Below are 20,789 nucleotides of genomic sequence, written 5' to 3'. Positions count from 1 at the left end.
GAGCCGCCATTACGGGGATCGCGCCTCACCGGCTATGCTGAGGACTGGATCCCGGCTGGCGGGTCGAGTCGGCCGGCAACGAGCCCTGACGGGCAACGCAACTTGCGGCACGGGAGCGAGCATGGCCGAGACATCAGCACAGCAGGTATTGTCGTTCTGGTTCGAGACCCTGGGCGCCAAGCACTGGTTTGCCAAGGATGCCGCCCTGGATCGCCGGATCGGCGAACGGTTTTCCGCGCTGCATCAGGCGGCCCGGGCCAACGAGCTCTGGACCTGGCGGGAGTCGCCCCAGGGGCGGCTGGCGGAAATCCTGCTGCTCGATCAGTTCTCGCGCAATCTCTACCGCGACCGGCCGGAGGCATTCGCGCAGGACCCGCAAGCCTTGGCCCTGGCCCAGGTCGCGGTGGCCCAGGGTGCCGACAGGCACCTGGAGAGCGTTCAGCGCGCTTTTCTGTACATGCCCTACATGCACAGCGAATCGCTGGCCATTCATGACGAGGCGCTGCGGCTCTTCGCGCAGCCGGGGCTCGAGGAGAACCTCAAGCACGAGCGGCGCCATCACGACATCCTCGTCCGGTTCGGGCGCTACCCGCATCGCAATGCGATCCTCGGGCGGGACTCGACGCCTGACGAAGAGCATTTTCTCGCCCAGCCCGGCTCGTCATTCTGAGACCAGCTGTGGCAGGCTGGGCGAGTCATTTCGAGAGCAACAGCGAAGGGAGTCGTCATATGGGTTTGATTCTGTGGTTGATCATCGGTGGCCTGGCCGGCTGGATCGCGGGCAACGTCATGCGCGGCGGCGGCTTCGGCATCTTTGGCAACATCGGGGTGGGGATCGTCGGCGCGGTACTCGGTGGACTGCTCTTTCGGCTGATCGGCCTGGCGTCCACCGGGGTCATCGGCTCGCTGGTGACCGCCACCGTAGGGGCGATACTACTGTTATGGATCGTCGCCAAGCTGCGCAAGAGCTGACGCATCGGTAACGACGACAACCGGGCGAGGCGGGGTTTCGTCCGGCCATGCGCGTCGTCGGAAGAATGGCGCTCGGGGCGTTTGCGCTGCCCGGGGCGCTGTGTCTACCTTTCAGGAGGCATACGAAAAAGGCAGGACTAGACAACGCCGCCGAGCAGCTGGCCATGGAACCGACAGGCGGTGCTCGGCGGTGACTTATGAGGTGGATGGGGCCATTACGGCAAACGAGGAGAGTTTGATCATGGCGAATAACCCCCATACGCGTCCCAATAGCGATGAGGCGCACGACAAGGATTTCAAGACCACCGAGAACAGCAAGTCGGAGAGCCTGGAGCCGTTTCGCAGCGATGCGGAAGGACACGACCTGCGGACCAATCAGGGAACGCGTATTGCGGATAACCACAACTCGCTGAAGGCCGGTGAGCGTGGTCCTACCCTGATGGAAGACTTCATCTTCCGCGAAAAGCTCAATCATTTCGATAACGAGCGGATTCCCGAGCGTATCGTGCATGCGCGCGGGGCGGCCGCCCATGGGTACTTTCAGCCCTACGACAACGCCGCGCAGTACTCCAAGGCCGGCTTGTTTCAGGACCCCGGCAAGAAGACGCCGGTCTTCGTGCGCTTTTCCACGGTGCAGGGCTCGCGCGGTTCCAACGACACCGTGCGTGACGTGCGCGGCTTCGCCACCAAGTTCTATACCGACGAGGGCAACTGGGACCTGGTGGGCAACGACATGCCGGTGTTCTTCATTCAGGATGCAATCAAGTTTCCCGACTTCGTGCATGCCGTGAAGCCCGAGCCGCACAACGAGATCCCCCAGGGGCAGTCCGCCCACGACACCTTCTGGGATTTCGTCTCGCTGATGCCCGAGTCCACCCACATGGTGCTGTGGACCATGTCGGATCGCGCCTTCCCGCGGCACTACCGCAACATGGAAGGCTTCGGCGTGCATACGTTCCGGCTGGTCGACAGGCAGGGCAAGGCGCGTTTCGCCAAGTTCCACTGGAAACCGCTGGCGGGCACCTGCTCGCTGATCTGGGACGAGGCGCAGAAGTTGTGGGGCCGCGATCCGGACTTCAATCGTCGCAACATGTGGGACGATATCGAGAACGGCGACTTCCTGGAATTCGAATTCGGGGTGCAGATCGTCGAGGAGGAGGACGAGCACAGGTTCGACTTCGACCTGCTCGATCCGACCAAGATCATTCCCGAGGAGCAGGTGCCGGTCATTCCCGTCGGCAAGATGGTGCTCGACCGCAACCCCGACAACTACTTCGCCGAGACCGAGCAGGTGGCGTTCAACCCGGCCAGCGTCGTGCCGGGGATCGACTTCACCAACGACCCGCTGTTGCAGGGGCGGCTGTTCTCCTATCTGGATACGCAGATGCTGCGCCTGGGCGGGCCGAACTTCCACGAAATACCCATCAATCGGCCGGTGGCGCCGTTTCACAACAACCAGCGCGATTCGATGCATCGCCAGACGATCAACAAGGGCCAGGCTTCCTACGAGCCCAACTCGATCGATGGCGGCTGGCCGCGGGAAACGCCGCCGGCGCCGGAAAACGGCGGCTTCGAGACGGTCAACGAGCGGGTCGATGCCAACAAGATCCGTGCGCGCAGCCCGTCGTTCGGCGACCATTACTCGCAGGCCACGCTGTTCTGGAATTCGCAGAGCGAGGCCGAGAAGGAACACATCATTGCCGCCTATACCTTCGAACTGTCCAAGGTGGAGCGGCCGTGGATCCGCGAGCGGGTGATCAAGGAGATTCTGCCCAACATCGATCTCGAACTGGCGCGGCGCGTCGGCGAGAACCACGGTATCGAGACGCCGACCGAGAAGCCGGCGCCCGCCGACGAGCTGGGCACCAGCTCGCAGCAGGAATCGCCGGCGCTGAGCCTGATGGCGCGGCTGCCGCACGACATCAAGTACCGCAAGGTCGCGCTGCTGGTGGCCGACGGGGTCGATGCCGAGCAGCTTCAGTCGCTGCAGTCGAGGCTGCAGGCCGAAGGCGCCAAGGGAATCGTCATTGCGCCCAGCATGGCGCCGGTGACGGCTGCCGATGGCCAGAGCGTGGTGCCGGACGCCATGCTCAACGGCCTGCCGTCGGTGACGCTGGATTCGGTGGTCGTCGTCGGCGGGGCGGAGAGCGTCAAGGCGCTGTCGCAATCCGGACTGGGACTGTATTACGTGCAGGAGGCCTACAAGCACCTCAAGGCGATCGCCGCCGTCGGCGAAGGCAAGGATCTGTTGTCCGCCGCGGGCGTGCCCACCCAGGAAGAGGGTATCTTCCTGGGAGCCACGGTGGACGATGTCTTTGCCCCGTTCACCGAGGCGATGGGCCAGCACCGCGTCTGGTCGCGCGATCCCAAGGCCAATAGCATGCCGGCCTAAGGCTGGCGTTGTCGGTCGACGCCCCGTGGGATCAATCCGCGGGGCTTTTTTGTGGCTTCAACGGTTAAGGCTCTCCACGGCCCGGGTGACCTGCTTGGCACCATCGAGCATCTCGCTCACGACGCGTGTCACTTCGGATAGTTTCTGTTGCGTCGAGCCGCTTTGGGCCGAGGCACTGGCAATCCGCTGAGTGGCGGCCTGGGTCAGCTTGGCATTCTCGCTCAATACCTGGGTGATGTGTGTCGCTGCACTACCGGCCTGCAGGGCCAACTTGCGGACTTCACTGGCCACGACGGCGAACCCCTTGCCGTGCTCGCCGGCACGTGCCGCCTCGATGGCGGCATTCAGCGACAGCAGGTTGGTCTGCTCGGCGACTCGCGAGATGGCTTCGGTGATTTGATTGATATCCCTGGCCTGGGCATTCAGCAAACCGATGACCTCTTCGAGACTGCCGATCTCCCGGTCGGCTTGTTCGGAATCGCTCACGGCTTCACCCAGGCGTTCCAGACCGCTCATGGCGATCTGTTCGGTTTGCGTGGCTACGCTGCTGGCCGATTCTACGGCTTGGCGTGCGGCTTCGGCCTGGCGTATGCGCGGCGTTATATCGGTTGCGAACTTGACCACCTTGATAACTTCGCCGGTGGTGCCGAACACCGGATTGTAGGTGGCTTCCAGCCAGATCGGCTCGCCGTGGGCGGTGAAGCGTTCGAATTGGCCGGCGTTGAACTCGCCCTCAGCCAGTCGTGCCCAGAAATCGGGATTCTCGCGGTAGAACTGTTCGCTGCATAAAATGCGGTGATGCTTGTCGAGCAATTGCTGGGCACTGTATCCCATGGCCTGCAGGAAGTTCTGGTTGGCGCGTAGTATATCGCCCTGTGGGGTGAACTCGATGACCGCCATGGAGGCATTCAAGGCGGTTAGAACCGCATCCTGGGACAGGCTGTCCTGATGCTTGTCAGTGACATCGGTAGCGATCTTGATGACCCCGGTGACCTTGCCATCCCTGCCGCGTACCGGGAAGTAGGTTGCCTCGAACCATAGTGCCTCGCCGCTTTTAGTTCGCCGCTGGAAGGTCCCTGCCTGCTGCTTCCCCTGAGCGAGGTCTTTCCAGAATCGGGCGTAGGCCTGGCTGGAGGTGGCGCTTTCCGGGCAGAAAATCCGGTGATGTTGCCCCTTGACCTCCTCGAGAGAATAGCCCATCGCCTGCAGGAACAGAGGATTGGCAGTGACCACCTCGCCCGTGGGGGTGAACTCGATATACGCCATGCTCTGCCGAATGGCATCGATCTTGGCGAAATAGGACCTGCGTGCCAACCAGGGCATGGCGGCCTCCTCATCAATGGATACCGGGTTATCGGCCCGGGGCAGGGAAGCTTGAATGATTTTCTGTACAGGAGTTGTACAGTATTGATGCTGGGGCGAGGAACTAACAAAAATGCCACCGCCCGAGGTTGTCGGGCGGTGGCATCGCAAGGAGCGATAGGGCGGGCTTAGGCGGTTGCAGCGCTCTTGTTGCCGACAAGCTCGCTGAGTGCCGATTCGATGATCTCCAGGCCTTCCTCAAGCACGTTGTCCTGGATGGTAACCGGCATCAAGAAGCGGATGGTGTTGCCGTACATGCCGCAAGACAGCAGGATCAGGCCTTTCTTGCGGGCCTTCTTGCACAGCGCGCCGGCCAGTTCGGCATCGGGGGTATGGTTGGCCTTGTCGGAAACCAGTTCGAAGGCAGCCATGGCGCCCATGTTGCGAGGGTTGTCGATGCAATCGAACTTCTCTTGCCAGGCGGCGAAGCGTTTGGCCAGCTTGTCGCCCAACGCCTGGCTCTTGGCAAGGATGTTCTCCTCTTCGAACACGTCCAGAACCGCCAGGGTCGCCGCGCAGGAAACCGGGCTGCCGGTGTAGGTGCCGCCCAGCGAGTTGCCGCCGGACGCATCCATGTGCCTGTCGGTGCCGACGATGGCGGAAATCGGCATGCCGTCCGCCATGCTCTTGGCCATGGTGATGATATCCGGCTCGACGCCGCTGTGCTCGATGGCGAACATCTTGCCGGTGCGCCCGAAGCCCGATTGCACTTCGTCGGCGATCATCAGCATGCCGTGCTCGTCGCAGATCTCGCGGACCTTCTTCAAAAAGCTCGCCGGCGCGGCGTAGAAACCGCCTTCGCCGAGGACCGGCTCGATGACCACCGCCGCGGTGTCCCTGGGGTTGGCGTCGGTCTTGAGTGCCATTTTCAGGCCGCGCAGCGCCTCGTCCTCGCTGACGCCGTGATACGGCACCGGGTAGGGGGCACGAAAGACGTTGCCCGGCATGCTGCCGAAATCGCTCTGATAGGGGGCGACCTTGCCGTTCATGGCCATGGTCATGAAGGTCCGGCCGTGATAGCCGCCGTCGAAGCAGATGACGTTGTTGCGACCGGTCGCGGCGCGGGCGACCTTGACGGCGTTTTCCAGGGCCTCGGCGCCGGAGTTGGCCAGCATGACCTTGGCGTGGCCGCGCACCGGCGTGATCTGGCTGAGTTTCTCCGCTACCTTCACGTAGCCCTCATAGGGCATGACGGTCTGGCAGGTGTGCATCACCTTGTCGAGCTGGGCCTTGACCGCCTCGACCACCCTGGGGTGACGATGGCCGATGTTGAGCACGCCGATGCCTCCGGCGAAATCGATGAAGCGCTTGCCGTCGGCGTCCCAGACCTCGGCATTCTCGGCGCGATCGGCGAAGTGCTCGGCCGGGCTGGCGGCACCGTTGGCGACATAGCGTTGCTTGAGTTCGTTGAGCTGAGCGTTATTCATGCATGGCCTCCTTGTGCAAGGCGTTTGGCGTTCAAAGTCCGCCGACGCAGACATACTTCAGTTCGGTAAAATCTTCGAGTCCGTGACGCGATCCCTCACGCCCGAGACCCGATTCCTTGACGCCGCCGAATGGCGCCAGTTCGGTCGAGAGCAGGCCCTCGTTGACGGCAACCATGCCGTATTCCAACTGTTCCATGACGTGCCAGATGCGTCGGTAGTCACGCGCATAGAAATAGGCGGCAAGACCGAACTCGGTGGCGTTGGCCATGGCGATGGCTTCCTCATCCTGTTCGAAGCGGAAGACCGGCGCCAGCGGGCCGAAGGTTTCCTCGCCCGCGACCCGCATCTCGGCCGTGACGTCGGCGATCACGGTGGGCTGGAAGAAGGTGCCGCCCAGGTCATGCGGCGCGCCGCCGCAGATCAGTCGCGCGCCCTTGCCCAGCGCATCGCGGATGTGCGATGCGACCTTGTCCACCGCCGCCGCATTGATCAGCGGTCCCTGAGCCACATCCTCCTCCAGGCCGTTGCCTACCTTCAACTGGCCGACACGCTTGGCCAGCTTGTCTAGGAAAGCGTCGTACACATTGGCCTGTACCAGCAAGCGATTCGTGCATACGCAGGTCTGCCCGGAGTTGCGGAACTTGGAAACGATGGCGCCTTCCACCGCGGCGTCCAGGTCGGCGTCGTCGAAAACGATGAACGGCGCATTGCCGCCGAGTTCCATGGATACCTTCTTGACGCTGTCCGCGCACTGCGCCAGCAATCGTTTGCCGACCGGCGTCGAACCGGTGAACGAGACCTTGCGCACGCGCGGGTCGGTGGTCAACACCTCGCCGATGGCCGCGGGGCGTGCGGCGGTCACCACGTTGAACACACCGGCCGGCAGCCCGGCGCGCTCGGCCAGGCCGGCCAACGCCAGGGCGGTCAGCGGTGTCGCTTCGGCGGGCTTGACGACCACCGGGCAACCGGCGGCCAGCGCCGGTGCGCACTTGCGGGTAATCATCGCCAGCGGGAAGTTCCAGGGGGTGATCGCCGCGACCACGCCCACCGGCTCGCGAAACACCAGGATGCGCTTGTCGGCGCCATGGCTGGGCAGGGTCTCGCCGGCGATGCGCTTGGCTTCTTCGGCATAGTATTCGATGTAGGCGGCGCCATAGGCGACCTCGCCGCGGGATTCGGCGAGTGGCTTGCCCTGTTCGAGGGTCATCAGCCGGGCCAGCGCGTCCTGATGGTCCATGATCAGCTCGAACCACTTGCGCATGAGGGCGGCGCGTTGCTTGGCCGGCAACCGCCGCCACGCCGGCCAGGCCGACTCGGCGGCGGCGATTGCCTCGCGTGCCGCATCGGCGTCCAGGTCGGGTACTTCGGCGAGAATCTCGCCGTTGGCGGGGTTGTAGACGGCGAAAAGGCTCTCGGCATCGCGCCACTGTCCGGCGATGTAGGCCTTGGGGGTCAGGAAGTCGGGTAGGGGCGATGTCATGACGGGCTCCAGGGTGGGCAGTGAATGCTTGATGACCATGTTTTACGAAGTGTGCGATATTTAAAACACTTCGCCAAGCATTTTCAGCCGAGCCGGAGAGTTGCTCCGGGCATCGGCGTAGACGACGCTTTTCCGGTACACTATTTCGCCCGGTTTCCCCGTCCGTTAGCGATAGAGGTGTCCCTTGGCCGATCCACTCCATGCCTGGTGGGCTCAGCAGTTGGTGCTGTGCGGCTGGGCGTTCGATCCCGAACCGGCGTCGCTCGAGCCGACGCTGGCCGCCGAACGACTGGTGCAATTGGGCGTGGCCGAGCGAGGCGAGCTGGGCTGGCGCTTGCTCGAGGCGTTCCCGGGCGGGACCGAACGGGCCGACCCGCAGGTACGACTGACCGCCCTCGAGCTCATCGCATTGGGCCAGGCCGCCGGCTGGCTGACGGCGAGCCGTGCGGAGGCCTGGCTGGTCGAACTGGCCGGGGCGATCCTGCGCGATCACGCCAGCCTCGACGAGTGGCTCTCGGCGCTGCGGCGTGCCCGCCTCGCCAGCGGCTGGGTTCATGGCGATGAGGCGTTCGCCCAGAGCGGCGAGGCGCTGTCGCAACTCGAGCACGATGGCGAGGGGATCACCTGGGAGCTGCTGGCTGCTACGCTGGAGCATCGCCCGCGTGGCACGCACTGGGCACAGGCGCATCCCGCCTGGCGTCTGCGCGCGGCTTTCGCGCCGCTGCTGGAGTCGCCGCCGCGCCGGGTGCCCGACTGGCCGGACGTCGAGGACTGGCTCGACAGCGGCTGGCAGATCCGCGATCGCGACGAGTTGATTCGTGTCCTGCTGTGGCTGGCCGCACAGGGGCAGCGCTATGCCTGGGATATCGATGCCGCACGGCTGGTGGAGATGGACGCCCCGGCGCGACAGGCCTGGCTGGCGGGGCTCGGTGAACAGCGCCGCTATGGGCGCGTGCTGATGGGCTTTCTCGAGCGTGGCGAACCGCTGGAGTGGGCGGCCTGGGATTGGCTGCGACTGGTCGACCTGGCCCATGCCGGTGCCGCCCTGGGCTGGCTCGAGCTCGACGAGGCGGAGTCGTTCGCGACGCATGCCGGCGATCTGCTGATGCGCCGTTACAGCGACTGGACGGCCGTGACGTTGGCCTATCAGCGTGGCAACAGCCTGTTCGAAAGCCGTGACATGCTGGCCAGCCATGGCTCCGATTGGCATGTATTGCTGCATTCGCCGCTGAGCCCATGGCAGGTGCCGCTTCAGGCGCTGCTCGACGACGCCCAGCGTCGGTCCGCCGGGGATTTCATGCGTGGCTGGCGGCGCGATGCGCGTCACTGGTTGCTGGCGCTGGCCTCGGTGCGCGAACCGGACCTGCTCTATCGTCAGGGCGTGCCGTCCGGGCTCGGCGAGCCGCGTCGCAAGGACGTGCGGCGCTATTTGCAGGAGACGCTCGGCTTGCTGCCCGACGAGGGCGTGGCCGGCCTGGCGCGGTTCTGGCTGCCCGCCCAGGCGCATCACCTCAACCAGCTCGCCGCCGATGCCGCCCATGGCGCGCTGCCGGGAATCGCCACGCCTTTCGGGCGTGCTCCCGAGGATGCCGTGGCGATGCGCGATGCGCTCAAGCAGTGCGTGCGTCACGCAGCGACCATTCACATGGCTGAAAAGTACGCCTTCTACCTGCTGATGGCCGGTGACAGTGGCGATTTCGACGTAGCGGGGTTGCAGACGCTTACCGAGTCGCTGCGGGGCGTGCTGTGTCGCTTCTATCCCGATTCGCGGCGGCTGCTGGATGCCTGGGCGGTCTGGGAGGCGGCGCTGCCGGAACTGCCCGACGACGATCTGGTGCATGAGATACGCTGGCATCGCGACGACCCCGGCAGCCTCTTCCACTGGCTCGACTGGCGGCAGATTGCCTGGCACGAGCCCGGTCCGCGGCCGACGCTGTCGCGCTTCACCGCGCTGGCACTGGCCGGTCCGCTCAATCCGGGCGTGTGGGCCGAACCGCAGCCCGAGGGTCGCGCCGAGCGCGAGGCCACCGCCCAGTGGCTCGAGGAGCAATACGCGCTGCATGGCGCCGGCGAGCTCGACGACTTTCTGGATTTCCTGCTCGAGGCGGGCGATCGCCAGGAATACCAGATCAACTACGCGCCCTATACCCTCAACAGGCCGCGCCTCGACGAGGAGATCGCCATCCTCGAGTCCGGCGACTGCGACGAGGAGGCACGCAACCATCTCGTGCGGCTGCAGCGAGTGCGCGATAACGACGCCGGCTGCAACGACACCGACCTGGCTGCCTGGGACATTGCCCAGGCAGTGGACCTGGCGGTGGCGGGGCGCTGCCTCGGCTGGCTGGATGCCGGTGCCTTCAGCGCCCGGCTCGACAGCGCCCTGAACCTGGCACAGCAGCACTACGGCAATTGGCGCGGCTACGCCCAGGGGCTCTATGCCGGTTTCTCCTTCTTCATGGGCGAAACCGAGGAGCGTGCCACGCTGCTCGACGGCTTCGGCCAGGCGTTGACGGCCTGGCTGAGCGGCGCGCCACCGCTGGCTGGGAGCTGGGCCAGCCTGGACTTCCCCGGCGCGCGGCCTCGCCATTGGGCGCCGTTGCATGTCGATACGCTGCCCGGCGATGCGCATGCCTTGCACTAGCCGATGGGGCTGCAAGGGTCATACGCCTTGTACGAGGCGGGTAAGGCAGCGATCATCGCAAGGCTTACCGGCTGCTGAGCGCTTGTCGTGATTTTGCCGCCTTGGCCTGTCGTCCGACGCGGTCGGATGGCTACTCTGCAAGTGTCGGCCGAGAACGTTGACGCCACGCCGCGGGGCGTGGATGACAAGGTCGGTCATCTTACGTAACATCGCCGGAGCCGCTCGGGCGCCTGGTATTTCCGCCGAGAGCGCCCGACAAGAGAAGATCAGGATCGATGTCAGGTCGTTGTGGAAGTGGTGCCCGGGCCTCACTTCCACAGCGACGCACCCGCCGATGCGCATGGCATCGGGACGATCCGATGCCACTGCGAACGAGGTCGCTGGATGCGTCGTGCCTACCTGTCGTGTTTGATGATAACCGTCCTGCTGGCCGGCTGTGCGGGCGGGCCTGCGTCCAGGCCGTCGACATCGGGCGCAACCGCCGGGCAATCGGCGCTGCGCACTGCCTGGCAGATTGCGCCCTCCAATCAGATGGCAGAGCAGTTGCAGCGTCTGCGTGAAGCCTCGCCCGAGCTGATTCGCACGGCATTGCTCGACGAGCATCGCCGGTGGGTGGGCACGCCCTATGTACTCGGCGGCGAGGGCTTCCAGGGCATCGATTGTTCGGCGCTGGTCCAGCGCGTCTTCAATGAGGCCTTCGCGCTGGCCTTGCCGCGTACCACCGACGACCAGGTGCTCGAGGGGCAGCGTATCGATCGTGATTCGCTGAAGGCCGGGGACCTGGTGTTCTTTCGCCCGCCCGGACCCTACAACCATGTCGGCATCTACGTCGGTAGCGGCCGTTTCCTGCATGCCTCCTCCTCGCAGGGGGTGATCATCTCGCGCCTCGACAACGTCTATTGGCAGCGCTATTACTGGCAGGCCCGGCGCCCCATGACCCTCACCGAACTGGCCCAGCGCGCCCGCCAGTACCGTCAGAGCCGTTCGGGCTGACGTCTGTCCGGGTCTTTAGAGATGCTCGCGGTGGGCCATGGCAAAGTCGACGAAGGCACTTTCGGCCCGCGACAGATAGGCGCCTTTTCCCCAGGCCAGTGACAGGTCGAGGTATGTGGCGGGCGAAAGCGACACCGCAACGAGATCGTCCTCGCTGATGACTCGACGCAGAAAGGTGGTGATGCCGAACCCCTGCCTGACGATCGCCTTGGTCAGGGGGATCAGGTTCGACTGGAAGGCGATCCTGGGCTCGAGGCGTAGCTCCTCGGCCAACCGGTCGACGAACTCGCGATGAAAATAGCCATCCTGGAACAGGACCAGCGGTTCCTCGAAGACTTCCTCGGCACTGACCGCCGTGCGCCCGGCAAAGCGATGTTCGAGGGGGACGCAGACCACCATCTCTTCGCGCAGCAGGGGACGACGCTCGAGCTGCCGGTTGCTGGCATCGGAAGTGATCACGCCGAGATCCAGCTCGCCGGCGGCGATCATGTCCTGCAGACGGCGGGTGCCGGCCTCGATCACCGTCAGCCGGATGCCCGGGTGGCGTGCCTTGAAGCCCATCAGCAGCGGCGGAAAATAGTAGGATCCGAGCATCGAGGGAATGCCGATGCGGACCTCGCCCTTGACCAGGCCGTGGAGCTCGCGCATCGCCAGGCTCACGCCCTCGGCACGCTCGAGCAATTCACGCGCCTGAACGCGCAGCAGCTCGCCTTCCGGCGTCAGGCTGATGCGTCGTTCATGGCGGTGAAAGAGGGTCAGTTCGAGCCGCGCCTCGAGGCCGGCGATAGTCTGGCTGACCGCCGACTGGGCGACATGGAGCTCCCGGGCGGCACGGGTGAATCCCGCATGGTCGGCGACAGCGAGGAAGTAGCGCAGGGCGCGCAGGTCGAACGGCAGAGTCATCAGTTAATCCGATTGATAGTATCTCAAAGCACTATTTGGGTGATGGTAAACCATGCGCGATCATGACGGCATCCGGAGGAGGCATCATGATCGAAGCGCATACCCGCGAATGGTGGCGGGCGACCCTGGCGCTGTGCCTGGGTTCGTTCACCGTGTTCGTCAATCTGTACGCCGCACAGCCGCTGCTGCCCGATCTGCGCCAGGCATTCGATGTCTCGACCCTGGCCAGCGCCATGGTGATGGGCGTGGCGACGCTGACCCTGGCGATCTCGCTGTTGATCTATGGACCGCTGTCGGATGCCATCGGACGCGGTGCGATCATGCGTATCACGCTGCTGCTGGCGGCGCTGTGCTCGTTGCTGCTGCCATTGGCTCCCGACTTCGCCAGCCTGCTGATGTTGCGTGCCGTTCAGGGGCTGGTGCTCGGCGGATTGCCGGCGGTGGCGATCGCCTGGATGGGCGACGAGTTCGACAGGCGGGCCATGATGCTGGCGGTGGGGCTGTATATCAGTGCCAATTCCCTGGGCGGGATCGGCGGTCGCGTGCTGGGCGGCTTTGCCGGCGAATACGGTGGCTGGCAGGCGAGCTTCGTGACCGTGGGCCTCGTCAGCCTGGTGTGCCTGATGATCTTCTGGCGCCTGTTGCCGCCGGCGCGCAATTTCAAACCGATATCACCGCGTCTCGACGTGGCCCTGGGTGGCATGGCGTCCCACCTGCGCAACCCGCTGCTGCTCGGCGCCTACCTGATCGGCGGACTGAACTTCTTCATCTTCATAAACCAGTACAGCTACATCACCTTCCGTTTGAGTGACGCCCCCTATTCGCTGACGACGCAGTGGCTGGGCATGATCTTCGTCACTTATCTGGGCGGAACGCTGGGCTCGGCCCTGTCGGGACGGGTCGCCCAGCGCCTGGCGCAGCCGGCCTGCATGCTGCTGGGCATCGCGATCTTCATGCTGGGCAGCCTGGTGACCCTGAGCCCGGCATTGCCGCTGATCCTGCTGGGCTTGACCGTCAACGCCTTCGGTTTCTTCTTCTGCCATTCGATGACGTCGAGCTGGGTCGGGCGCCAGGCGCGGACCGCCCGCGGGACGGCCTCGGCCCTGTATCTGGTGTTCTATTATCTGGGGGCGAGTCTCGGCGGACTGTATCTCGAGCCGTTCTGGAAGGGCGCCGGCTGGCCCGGGGTGGTGCTGGCTTCCTGGCTGGTGCTGGGGCTGACGTCAGCCACCGCCGCCTGGCTGTGGCGTCGGGAGCGGCATCTCACCGCTCCCGGCTGACGTGCGCCTGGCTTACTGCGCGGGGCGTCCGGCCTGGTCGCCCCAGATCTCCTCGAGGCGTTCCTGGCGCCCGCAGCCCGCCTTGTAGAAGCGATAACGCACCGGGTTCTTCCGGTAGTAGTCCTGATGATACTCCTCGGCTTTCCAGAAGTCGCCGGCGGGCACGATCCGGGTGGCTATCGACCGCTCGAAGCGCTTTTCCAGTTCCTTTTTGGACGCTTCGGCCAGGCGTCGCTGGCGTTCGTCGTGATAGAAGATCGCGCTGCGATACTGGGAGCCGCTGTCGCAGAACTGGCGGTTCTCGGCGAAGGGATCGACATTGTGCCAGAAGGTCTCGAGCAGCGCCGGATAGTCGACGATGGCCGGGTCGTAGCTGACCTCGACGGCCTCGGCGTGGTCGGTACTGCCGCTGGACACCTGCTGGTAGCCGGGATCGGCTTCGTCGCCGCCGGTATAGCCCGAAACGGTGGCGGTCACCCCGTCGAGCTTGTCGAACGCTTCCTCCACGCACCAGAAGCAGCCGCCGGCGAATGTCGCCGTGCGGACTCCCGGGTCCCGATCTTGAGCCTGCACCGGCGCGCATAGCGCGGCCAGCACCACGATGAGCATGATACGCATGGACGTCTCCCGGGTCGTTGTGGGTCAGTTTGGCTGGCGCGCTGCATCCTGGGTCCTCGCGCGCCGTATCGCTGACCATGATACGGTCAAGACCGGCCCTTGGGTGCAGGGGCGTTTCGAAAATTGCAATGTAGCGACCATGGCCGAGGAAAATCCGTGAGACGACAACGGTGGTGGGTTCTGGCGACGATTGTCATCGCCGTTGCGCTGTTCTTCGCGAGCGGCGCGCACGAGGCGTTGACCCTGGCCAACGTCAAGGCTCAGCAGGCGCAGTTCCGATCCTGGTTCGAGGCCCGCCCGCTGGCGGTGGCGAGCGGTTTCTTCGCCATCTACGTGGCGATGGCCGCGTTGTCGCTGCCGGGGGCCGTGCTGCTGACGTTGCTGGCCGGTGCGCTGTTCGGGCTTGGCTGGGGGCTGCTGATTGTTTCCTTCGCCAGTTCGCTGGGGGCGACGCTGGCCTTCCTGAGCGCGCGCTGGCTGTTTCGCGAGGCCGTCGAGCGGCGTTTTTCGCGACAACTGGACGGCATCAATCGCGGCATCCGTCAGCAGGGAGCCTTCTACCTGTTCACCCTGCGCCTGGTGCCGGTCTTCCCGTTCTTCGTCATCAATCTGGTGATGGGGCTGACCCGCATGCGTGCCGTGACCTTCCACTGGGTCAGCCAGCTGGGCATGCTGCCGGGCACTCTGGTTTTCGTGAACGCCGGGCGTGAGCTTGGCGAGCTCGAGCGTATCGGTGGCATCCTGTCGCCGGGGCTGGTGGCTTCGTTCGTGGCGCTCGGACTCTTTCCATTGCTGGCCCGGCGGCTGGTCGACTGGCTCGGGCGGCGGCGCACGGCTCGCGAGTATCGCAAGCCGCGCCGCTTCGACTACGACATCGTGGTGATCGGCGCCGGCTCGGCGGGGCTGGTGGCGAGCTACATCGGCGCGGCGGTGAATGCGCGGGTCGCGTTGATCGAGCGCGACCGCATGGGCGGCGATTGCCTGAACACCGGTTGCGTGCCCTCCAAGGCATTGATTCACGCCTCGCGCCGCGTCCAGGCCATCCGCGACGCCGATGCCCTGGGTATCGAGGTCGCCGAGCCGCGAATCGATTTCGCCCGGGTCATGGGGCATGTGCACGCCGCCATCGCCAGTATCGCCCCCCACGACAGTGCCGAGCGCTATACCGGGCTGGGGGTCGATGTGATCTCCGGCGAGGCGCATCTCGACGACCCCTGGCGCGTGCGCGTCGACGACCGGGTGTTCACTGCCCGCCATGTGATCGTGGCCACCGGCGCGCGACCGCGCCTGCCGGAACTGCCGGGGCTGGCTTCGGCGCCGGTTCTGACTTCGGAGACGCTGTGGCAGCTCGAGACGCTCCCCGAGCGGCTGGTGGTACTGGGCGGCGGGCCGGTCGGCTGTGAAATGGCCCAGGCATTCGCCCGCCTGGGTAGCCGGGTCGCGCTGGTCCAGCGGGGCGCCCAGCTGCTGCCGCGCGAGGACGCCGATGTCGTCGCTCCGCTGGTCGAGCGTCTCGAGCGGGAAGGCGTGGCCCTGCATCTGGCTAGCCAGGCACTGGGTGTCGAGGCGGACGACGCGACGGGGCATCGGCTGATCATCGCCCAGGGCGACACGACACGGTATCTACCCTTCAGCCATCTGCTGGTCGCGGTGGGCCGCGAGGCCAATGTCGAAGGGCTGGGGCTCGAGGCGCTGGGCATCGAGCTCGACGGACGCGGCACGCTGGCGGTCGATGGTACCCTGCGCAGCGTGTATCCCAATATCTGGGCCTGCGGCGACGTTGCCGGACCCTATCAGTTGACCCACGCCAGTGCCCATCAGGCCTGGCACGCCACGGTCAACGCCCTGTTCGGCGAGTTTCGGCGTTTCACGGTCAATTATCGCAACATGCCGGCGGTGACCTTCACGCAGCCGGAGGTGGCGCGGGTCGGGCTCAACGAACGCGAGGCCGATGCGCAGGGCATCGGCTACGAAGTGACGCGCTACGCGTTCGCCGAGCTCGACCGGGCGATCGCCGAGGGCGAGACCGAGGGGTTCGTCAAGGTGCTGACCGTGCCCGGCAAGGACCGTATTCTCGGTGCCAGCCTGGTCGGCCACGCGGCGGGAGAGGTGCTGGCCGAATTCACCCTGGCCATGACCCAGGGGATCGGCCTCGACAAGTTGCTGGGGACCATCCATCCCTATCCGACCTACGGCGAGGCGGCCAAGGCCAGTGCCGGGTTATGGAAGAACGCCCACAAGCCCCGGCGGGTGCTGGGCTGGCTCGCGCGCTATTTCGCCTGGCGTCGCCGCGGCTGAGCGTCAGCCGTATCGTGTCGGTTGCGCCTGTCCGGCTTTCTGTCACTTGCAAGGAGAGAACACGATGCTCGATCGCTGGACGATGCCCTGGTCCCAGGCACCGCTGAAGCGCGGGGCGGTGCTGCTGGCGCGCTGGCGGGTGCGTCCCGTGCAGATCACGCTGGCGGGATTCGCGATCGGCATGCTGGCAGTGCCGCTGCTGGCCGCCGAGGCGTACGCTCTGGCGCTGATGGCGATCCTGGTCAATCGTCTGGCCGACGGCCTCGACGGGGCGTTGGCGCGCCACAGTGGCATGGGCAGCGATGCCGGGGGGTTTCTCGATATCGTCCTCGACTTCCTGTTCTATGCGGCCGTGGTGGTCGGCTTCGCACTGGCCGAGCCGAGCGCCAACGCGTTGCCGGCGGTGATACTGCTGTTCGCCTTCGTCGGCACCGGCAGCTCCTTTCTGGCTTTCGCGATCATGGCCGCTCGGCACAGGCTCGAACGGCCCAACTTCCCCCACAAGGCATTCTTCTACCTGGACGGTCTCACCGAAGGCACCGAGACGATCCTGGCCTTCGTGATCTTCTGTCTATGGCCACAGGCCTTTCCGCTGCTGGCGCTGATCTTTGCCGCCGCCTGCCTGTTGACGGCGACGACGCGCCTGTGGGGCGGCTATCGTTCCTTGGCGGCAGTGAAGCAAGACGTGCCCGAGGCGGCGGGAGCGCATCCAAAGGACAGTGGCGAGGCGTAGGCTGGGTTTCCGGCAGGCACGGCGAGTCGGAAGAAACCGGGAAGGGCGCCAACATGACGCGCACAAAAAAGGAGCAGCGTGGGCTGCTCCTTTTGCTGGCGCGCCGGGCGCCGGATCGGACCGGGGTCTCGATCGGCGAGCGTGCTCAGTGCTCGTGGCCTTCTTCGCCTTCGCCATGCACGTGGCCATGCTCGAGTTCTTCATTGGTCGCTTCGCGAACTTCGGCGATCTCGACGTCGAAGTTGAGCTTCTGGCCGGCCAGCGGGTGGTTGCCATCGACCACGACGGTGTCGCCCTCGACCTGAGTCACGGTGACCATCAGCGGGCCGCCCTGCGTCTGGGCCTGGAATTGCATGCCCGGCTCGACGCTTTCTACACCCTGGAAGGCATCGCGCGGCACTTCCTGAACCAGTGCCTCCTGCTTTTCGCCGTAACCCTCTTCCGGGCTGACATTCACCTGCAGCTTATCGCCGCTCTGGTGGCCCTCGAGTTCCTTTTCCAGGCCCGGGATGATGTTACCCGAGCCATGAAGGTAGGTCAGCGGCTCGCGGCCTTCCGAACTGTCCAGCACTTCACCAGTGTCATTGGTCAGGGTGTAGTGGAACGCGACAACGGAATTCTGCGCAATCTGCATGATGTGGTGGACCTTTCGGTGTGTATGTCATGACCATGGTAACGCGTCACCCGAGGACTGTCAGGGGATGCGCTGTTTTTTTCATGTCCATGCCGCATGACTTGATAGGCGTTCAAGGATGCCCCCCAGGGGCGCCCGAGACGCCCCCCGGGCGGGGCTTGAACATCCCCGGGAGTCGGTTGCGCGGCTTTCGGGGCAGGGTTACCCTGCGCTCAGGTTTCACGCTACAGGACCGGGGCACGACCCGCTGCGTGACGCGACGTTGTCGTTGCGACGACCCTCGGGGATTGTTCGCCGCAGGTGGTTCAGGACTCGTCGCGGCCCGCTCGGTCCATGCCCGCTTGGCGCATTCATCATTATTCCGATTGAACCTTCAGGAGCTAATTCATGACCGTGACCCTGATCTGGCTGATCGCCTTCGCCGTGATCCTGTTTCTGTCTCTCAAGAGCTGGGATGGGCCCTACGGTCATTTCATCGATCGCCGGATACCCGGAGCGCTGCGCAGTCGCGACGATCGCTGGGTGTGGTGTGTGGCGTTGGCGATCGTGGGCGCCACCTTCATCGTCAACCCGGTATCGATGCTGCTGACGCTGCTGATTCTATCGCTGGTCGGCTGGGCAGTGCTCAAGCTGGTCGGCTGGGGAATGGGCAAGGCCAGGACGCGCAAGTAATCACCGGTCCGGCGCCGAAGCCATGAAGTAGGGATACGAAAAGGCCCCCGGACCGGGGGCCTTTCTAGTGCCGGCTTGCTGGCTGCCGGTCCGCTGCGCTCGACGTTCACGATCCAGGCAGCGGGCGGCTCAGTTGGGCGCGACGCTCAAGTTGGAGCCGCTGCCGATCAGCCGAACACGTTGACCGGCTTGCCAGTTGCGGTCGGCTTTCTGCACCACGATGACGCTGTCGCCGCTATCCCGGCGTATCTCGAGTTCCCAGGCGTCGGTCTTGTTGGCGGTATCCTCGACCTTCTTCCCGGCCACGCTGCCACCGATGGCGCCTGCGGCAGTGGCGATGGTCTGCCCCGAGCCACCGCCGATCTGATTGCCCAGCAGGCCGCCGAGCAAGGCGCCGCCAAGCCCTCCGAGCACGCCGCTGTTCTGGTCGCCGCCCTGAATCTGTACCGGACGCACCGAGACGATGGTGCCGTAGGTCACGCTTTGCCCGGTCTTGGCCTGGTTGCCGCTGTAGACATCGCCCGAGTAGGTATCGGTATTGGCACAACCGCCGAGGGTCAGCAGGCCCATTGCCAGTACCGGCAGATAACGCGTTAGCTTCATTGCCATTCTCTCCCGCGAGCTTCTATGGAAACAGTGTTCTTTAACGAGTCTAGCGTGATTGTCGCTGTTTGACCACGGGATGTGGAATAGGTGCCCGCCGAGCTTCCTGGTGCATCGGTCGGCAAGAGGGGGCCGAGGCCCCCAATCGTGACGCCGTCCGGCGCTAGCCGAACTGGTTCATGGTGTTGTCCTTGCCGCCGGCCTTCAGCGCCCGGTCGCTCGAGAAGTACTCCTTGTGCTCGTCGCCGAGGTTGGAGCCGGCCATGGCCTGGTGTTTGACGCAGGGCAGTTCCTGGCGGATTTCGCGGCGCTGTACGCCTGCGACATAGGCCAGCATGCCCTCCTCGCCGAAGTAACCCCGGGCCAGCTCGTCGGTGGACAACGCCGCCGTATGGTAGGTCGGCAGGGTGATCAGGTGATGGAAGATACCCGCCTCCCGGGAAGCGTCGCGCTGGAAGTCGCGCGTCCAGGCATCGGCCAGGGCGCCGAGTTCGCTATCGTCGTAACGCGCGTCCATCAGCTTTTCGCGATCATAGGCCGAGACGTCCCGCCCTTCCTGCTGCCAGGCATCGAACACCTGCTGGCGGAAGTTGAGCGTCCAGTTGAAGGAGGGCGAGTTGTTGTAGACCAGCTTGGCCTCGGGCATCACCTCGCGAATGCGCTTGACCATGCCGGCGATCTGGCCGACGTGCGGCTTCTCGGTCTCGATCCACAACAGGTCCGCGCCATTGCGCAGCGCGGTAATGCAGTCGAGCACCACGCGGTCTTCACCAGTGCCGGCACGGAAGCGATACAGGCCATTGGCCAGGCGCAAGGGCTTTCTCAGCTCGCCGTCGAGCTTGATGAGCGTATCGCCCTCGGCGATGTCGTCGCTGTCCGAGATCGGCACGGTATCGAGAAAACTGTTGTACTGCCAGGCCATGTCGCCGATCTCCTGGCTGACCGGCAGCTTCTGGGTGAGTCCGGCGCCCAGCGAGTCGGTCCGCGCCACGATCACCCCGTCTTCGACACCCAGCTCGAGGAAGGCGTAGCGGACGGCGTTGATCTTGGCGATGAAGTCCTCGTGCGGCACGGTGACCTTGCCGTCCTGGTGGCCGCACTGCTTGACATCCGAGACCTGGTTCTCGATCTGGATGCAGCAGGCGCCGGCCTCGATCATCCGCTTGGCGAGCAGGTAGGTGGCTTCCTCGTTGCCGAAGCCGGCATCGATGTCGGCGATGATCGGTACCACATGAGTCTGGTAGCCGTCGATCTGGTCCTGGACGGCGCGGGCCTTGATTTCATCGCCCTTGGCGCGGGCCGTGTCGAGCTCGCGAAACAGCTCGCCGAGTTCGCGGGCGTCGGCCTGGCGCAGGAAGGTATAGAGTTCTTCGATCAAGGCCGGGACCGAGGTCTTCTCGTGCATCGATTGATCGGGCAGCGGGCCGAACTCGGAGCGCATCGCGGCGACCATCCAGCCGGACAGGTACAGGTAGCGGCCCTGCGTGGTGCCGTGATGGCGCTTGACGGCGATCATCTTCTGCTGGCCGATGAAACCGTGCCAGCACCCCAGCGACTGGGTGTAGCGCGATGAGTCGGCATCGTAGGCGGCCATGTCCCGGCGCATGATTCCCGCGGTGTAGCGGGCGATCTCCAGGCCGGTGCGAAAGCGGTTCTGAAGCGCCATGCGCGCGGCATGCTCGGGGTTGATATTGTCCCACTTGCCGGCTTGCGTGTCGCACAACTGGGTGAAGCTGTCCAGGGTATCCCGATAGGCTGACATATAGGCATCCTCATCTTGG

The 20,789-nt window shown here is 65.0% G+C and carries 17 protein-coding genes; 9 read left to right on the top strand and 8 right to left on the bottom strand.

The window, feature by feature from the left end; genetic code table 11:
* Positions 1–121: 121 nt before the first annotated feature.
* The 3 genes from HR9077_RS11740 to katE all read left to right on the top strand — a co-directional run bounded on the left by HR9077_RS11740 (position 122) and on the right by katE (position 3,364).
* Positions 122–670 (top strand): DUF924 family protein, encoded by a 549-nt coding sequence (locus HR9077_RS11740; RefSeq protein ID WP_136067173.1) that lies wholly within the window; start codon positions 122–124, stop codon positions 668–670.
* Between the two features lie 59 nt (positions 671–729).
* The gene (locus tag HR9077_RS11735; protein WP_136067172.1) at positions 730–972 is read left to right on the top strand and encodes a GlsB/YeaQ/YmgE family stress response membrane protein; all 243 of its coding nucleotides are present in this window, start codon (positions 730–732) and stop codon (positions 970–972) included.
* 100 nt (positions 973–1,072) lie between these two features.
* Positions 1,073–3,364 carry a catalase HPII gene (gene katE, locus HR9077_RS11730; RefSeq protein WP_168380934.1) on the top strand — a complete coding sequence of 764 codons (2,292 nt, stop codon included), beginning with the start codon at positions 1,073–1,075 and terminating at the stop codon, positions 3,362–3,364.
* 57 nt (positions 3,365–3,421) lie between these two features.
* On the opposite strand, the gene HR9077_RS22335 is transcribed toward katE, so the two are convergent.
* From HR9077_RS22335 to HR9077_RS11715, 3 genes are all read right to left on the bottom strand, one after another.
* Positions 3,422–4,687: a methyl-accepting chemotaxis protein gene (locus HR9077_RS22335; RefSeq protein WP_136067170.1), complete on the bottom strand. Its 1,266-nt coding sequence runs from the start codon at positions 4,685–4,687 to the stop codon at positions 3,422–3,424.
* A 167-nt stretch (positions 4,688–4,854) separates the two neighbouring features.
* Positions 4,855–6,153: a 4-aminobutyrate--2-oxoglutarate transaminase gene (gene gabT, locus HR9077_RS11720; protein ID WP_136067169.1), complete on the bottom strand. Its 1,299-nt coding sequence runs from the start codon at positions 6,151–6,153 to the stop codon at positions 4,855–4,857.
* A 31-nt stretch (positions 6,154–6,184) separates the two neighbouring features.
* Positions 6,185–7,633: an NAD-dependent succinate-semialdehyde dehydrogenase gene (locus tag HR9077_RS11715; protein WP_136067168.1), complete on the bottom strand. Its 1,449-nt coding sequence runs from the start codon at positions 7,631–7,633 to the stop codon at positions 6,185–6,187.
* Between the two features lie 184 nt (positions 7,634–7,817).
* On the opposite strand from HR9077_RS11715, the gene HR9077_RS11710 reads away from it, so the two are divergent.
* Both HR9077_RS11710 and HR9077_RS11705 read left to right on the top strand, forming a co-directional pair.
* Positions 7,818–10,274: a DUF1266 domain-containing protein gene (locus HR9077_RS11710; RefSeq protein ID WP_136067167.1), complete on the top strand. Its 2,457-nt coding sequence runs from the start codon at positions 7,818–7,820 to the stop codon at positions 10,272–10,274.
* Positions 10,275–10,658: 384 nt separating this feature from the next.
* Complete coding sequence (locus HR9077_RS11705; protein ID WP_244613167.1) at positions 10,659–11,267, top strand: C40 family peptidase; 609 nt, start codon at positions 10,659–10,661, stop codon at positions 11,265–11,267.
* A 15-nt stretch (positions 11,268–11,282) separates the two neighbouring features.
* Here the strand turns inward: HR9077_RS11705 and HR9077_RS11700 are convergent, their stop codons facing one another.
* Positions 11,283–12,170: a LysR family transcriptional regulator gene (locus tag HR9077_RS11700; protein WP_136067166.1), complete on the bottom strand. Its 888-nt coding sequence runs from the start codon at positions 12,168–12,170 to the stop codon at positions 11,283–11,285.
* Positions 12,171–12,256: 86 nt separating this feature from the next.
* Between HR9077_RS11700 and HR9077_RS11695 the strand changes: the two genes are divergently transcribed.
* Positions 12,257–13,450 (top strand): MFS transporter, encoded by a 1,194-nt coding sequence (locus tag HR9077_RS11695; protein ID WP_136067165.1) that lies wholly within the window; start codon positions 12,257–12,259, stop codon positions 13,448–13,450.
* 12 nt (positions 13,451–13,462) lie between these two features.
* On the opposite strand, the gene msrA is transcribed toward HR9077_RS11695, so the two are convergent.
* Entirely contained in the window at positions 13,463–14,068 is a 606-nt protein-coding gene (gene msrA / locus HR9077_RS11690) for a peptide-methionine (S)-S-oxide reductase MsrA (protein WP_136067164.1), read from the bottom strand.
* Positions 14,069–14,224: 156 nt separating this feature from the next.
* On the opposite strand from msrA, the gene HR9077_RS11685 reads away from it, so the two are divergent.
* Positions 14,225–16,366: an FAD-dependent oxidoreductase gene (locus HR9077_RS11685; RefSeq protein ID WP_136067163.1), complete on the top strand. Its 2,142-nt coding sequence runs from the start codon at positions 14,225–14,227 to the stop codon at positions 16,364–16,366.
* Between the two features lie 64 nt (positions 16,367–16,430).
* Positions 16,431–17,099, top strand: a complete 669-nt coding sequence (locus HR9077_RS11680) for a CDP-alcohol phosphatidyltransferase family protein (protein ID WP_136067162.1) — start codon at positions 16,431–16,433, stop codon at positions 17,097–17,099.
* 145 nt (positions 17,100–17,244) lie between these two features.
* Here HR9077_RS11680 and slyD read toward each other — a convergent pair whose 3' ends face one another.
* Positions 17,245–17,733, bottom strand: a complete 489-nt coding sequence (gene slyD, locus HR9077_RS11675) for a peptidylprolyl isomerase (protein ID WP_136067161.1) — start codon at positions 17,731–17,733, stop codon at positions 17,245–17,247.
* A gap of 387 nt (positions 17,734–18,120) precedes the next feature.
* Between slyD and HR9077_RS11670 the strand changes: the two genes are divergently transcribed.
* Positions 18,121–18,405: a hypothetical protein gene (locus tag HR9077_RS11670; protein ID WP_136067160.1), complete on the top strand. Its 285-nt coding sequence runs from the start codon at positions 18,121–18,123 to the stop codon at positions 18,403–18,405.
* Between the two features lie 129 nt (positions 18,406–18,534).
* On the opposite strand, the gene HR9077_RS11665 is transcribed toward HR9077_RS11670, so the two are convergent.
* Positions 18,535–19,008: an outer membrane lipoprotein gene (locus HR9077_RS11665; protein ID WP_136067159.1), complete on the bottom strand. Its 474-nt coding sequence runs from the start codon at positions 19,006–19,008 to the stop codon at positions 18,535–18,537.
* Positions 19,009–19,171: 163 nt separating this feature from the next.
* Entirely contained in the window at positions 19,172–20,770 is a 1,599-nt protein-coding gene (locus HR9077_RS11660) for an isocitrate lyase (protein WP_136067158.1), read from the bottom strand.
* Positions 20,771–20,789: the final 19 nt, after the last annotated feature.

This window comes from Modicisalibacter radicis, from assembly GCF_900961225.1.
Classification (GTDB): Bacteria; Pseudomonadota; Gammaproteobacteria; order Pseudomonadales; family Halomonadaceae; genus Modicisalibacter.
Note: the sequence above shows the minus strand (reverse complement) of the source record. Positions and strands in the feature narration are given on the sequence as shown.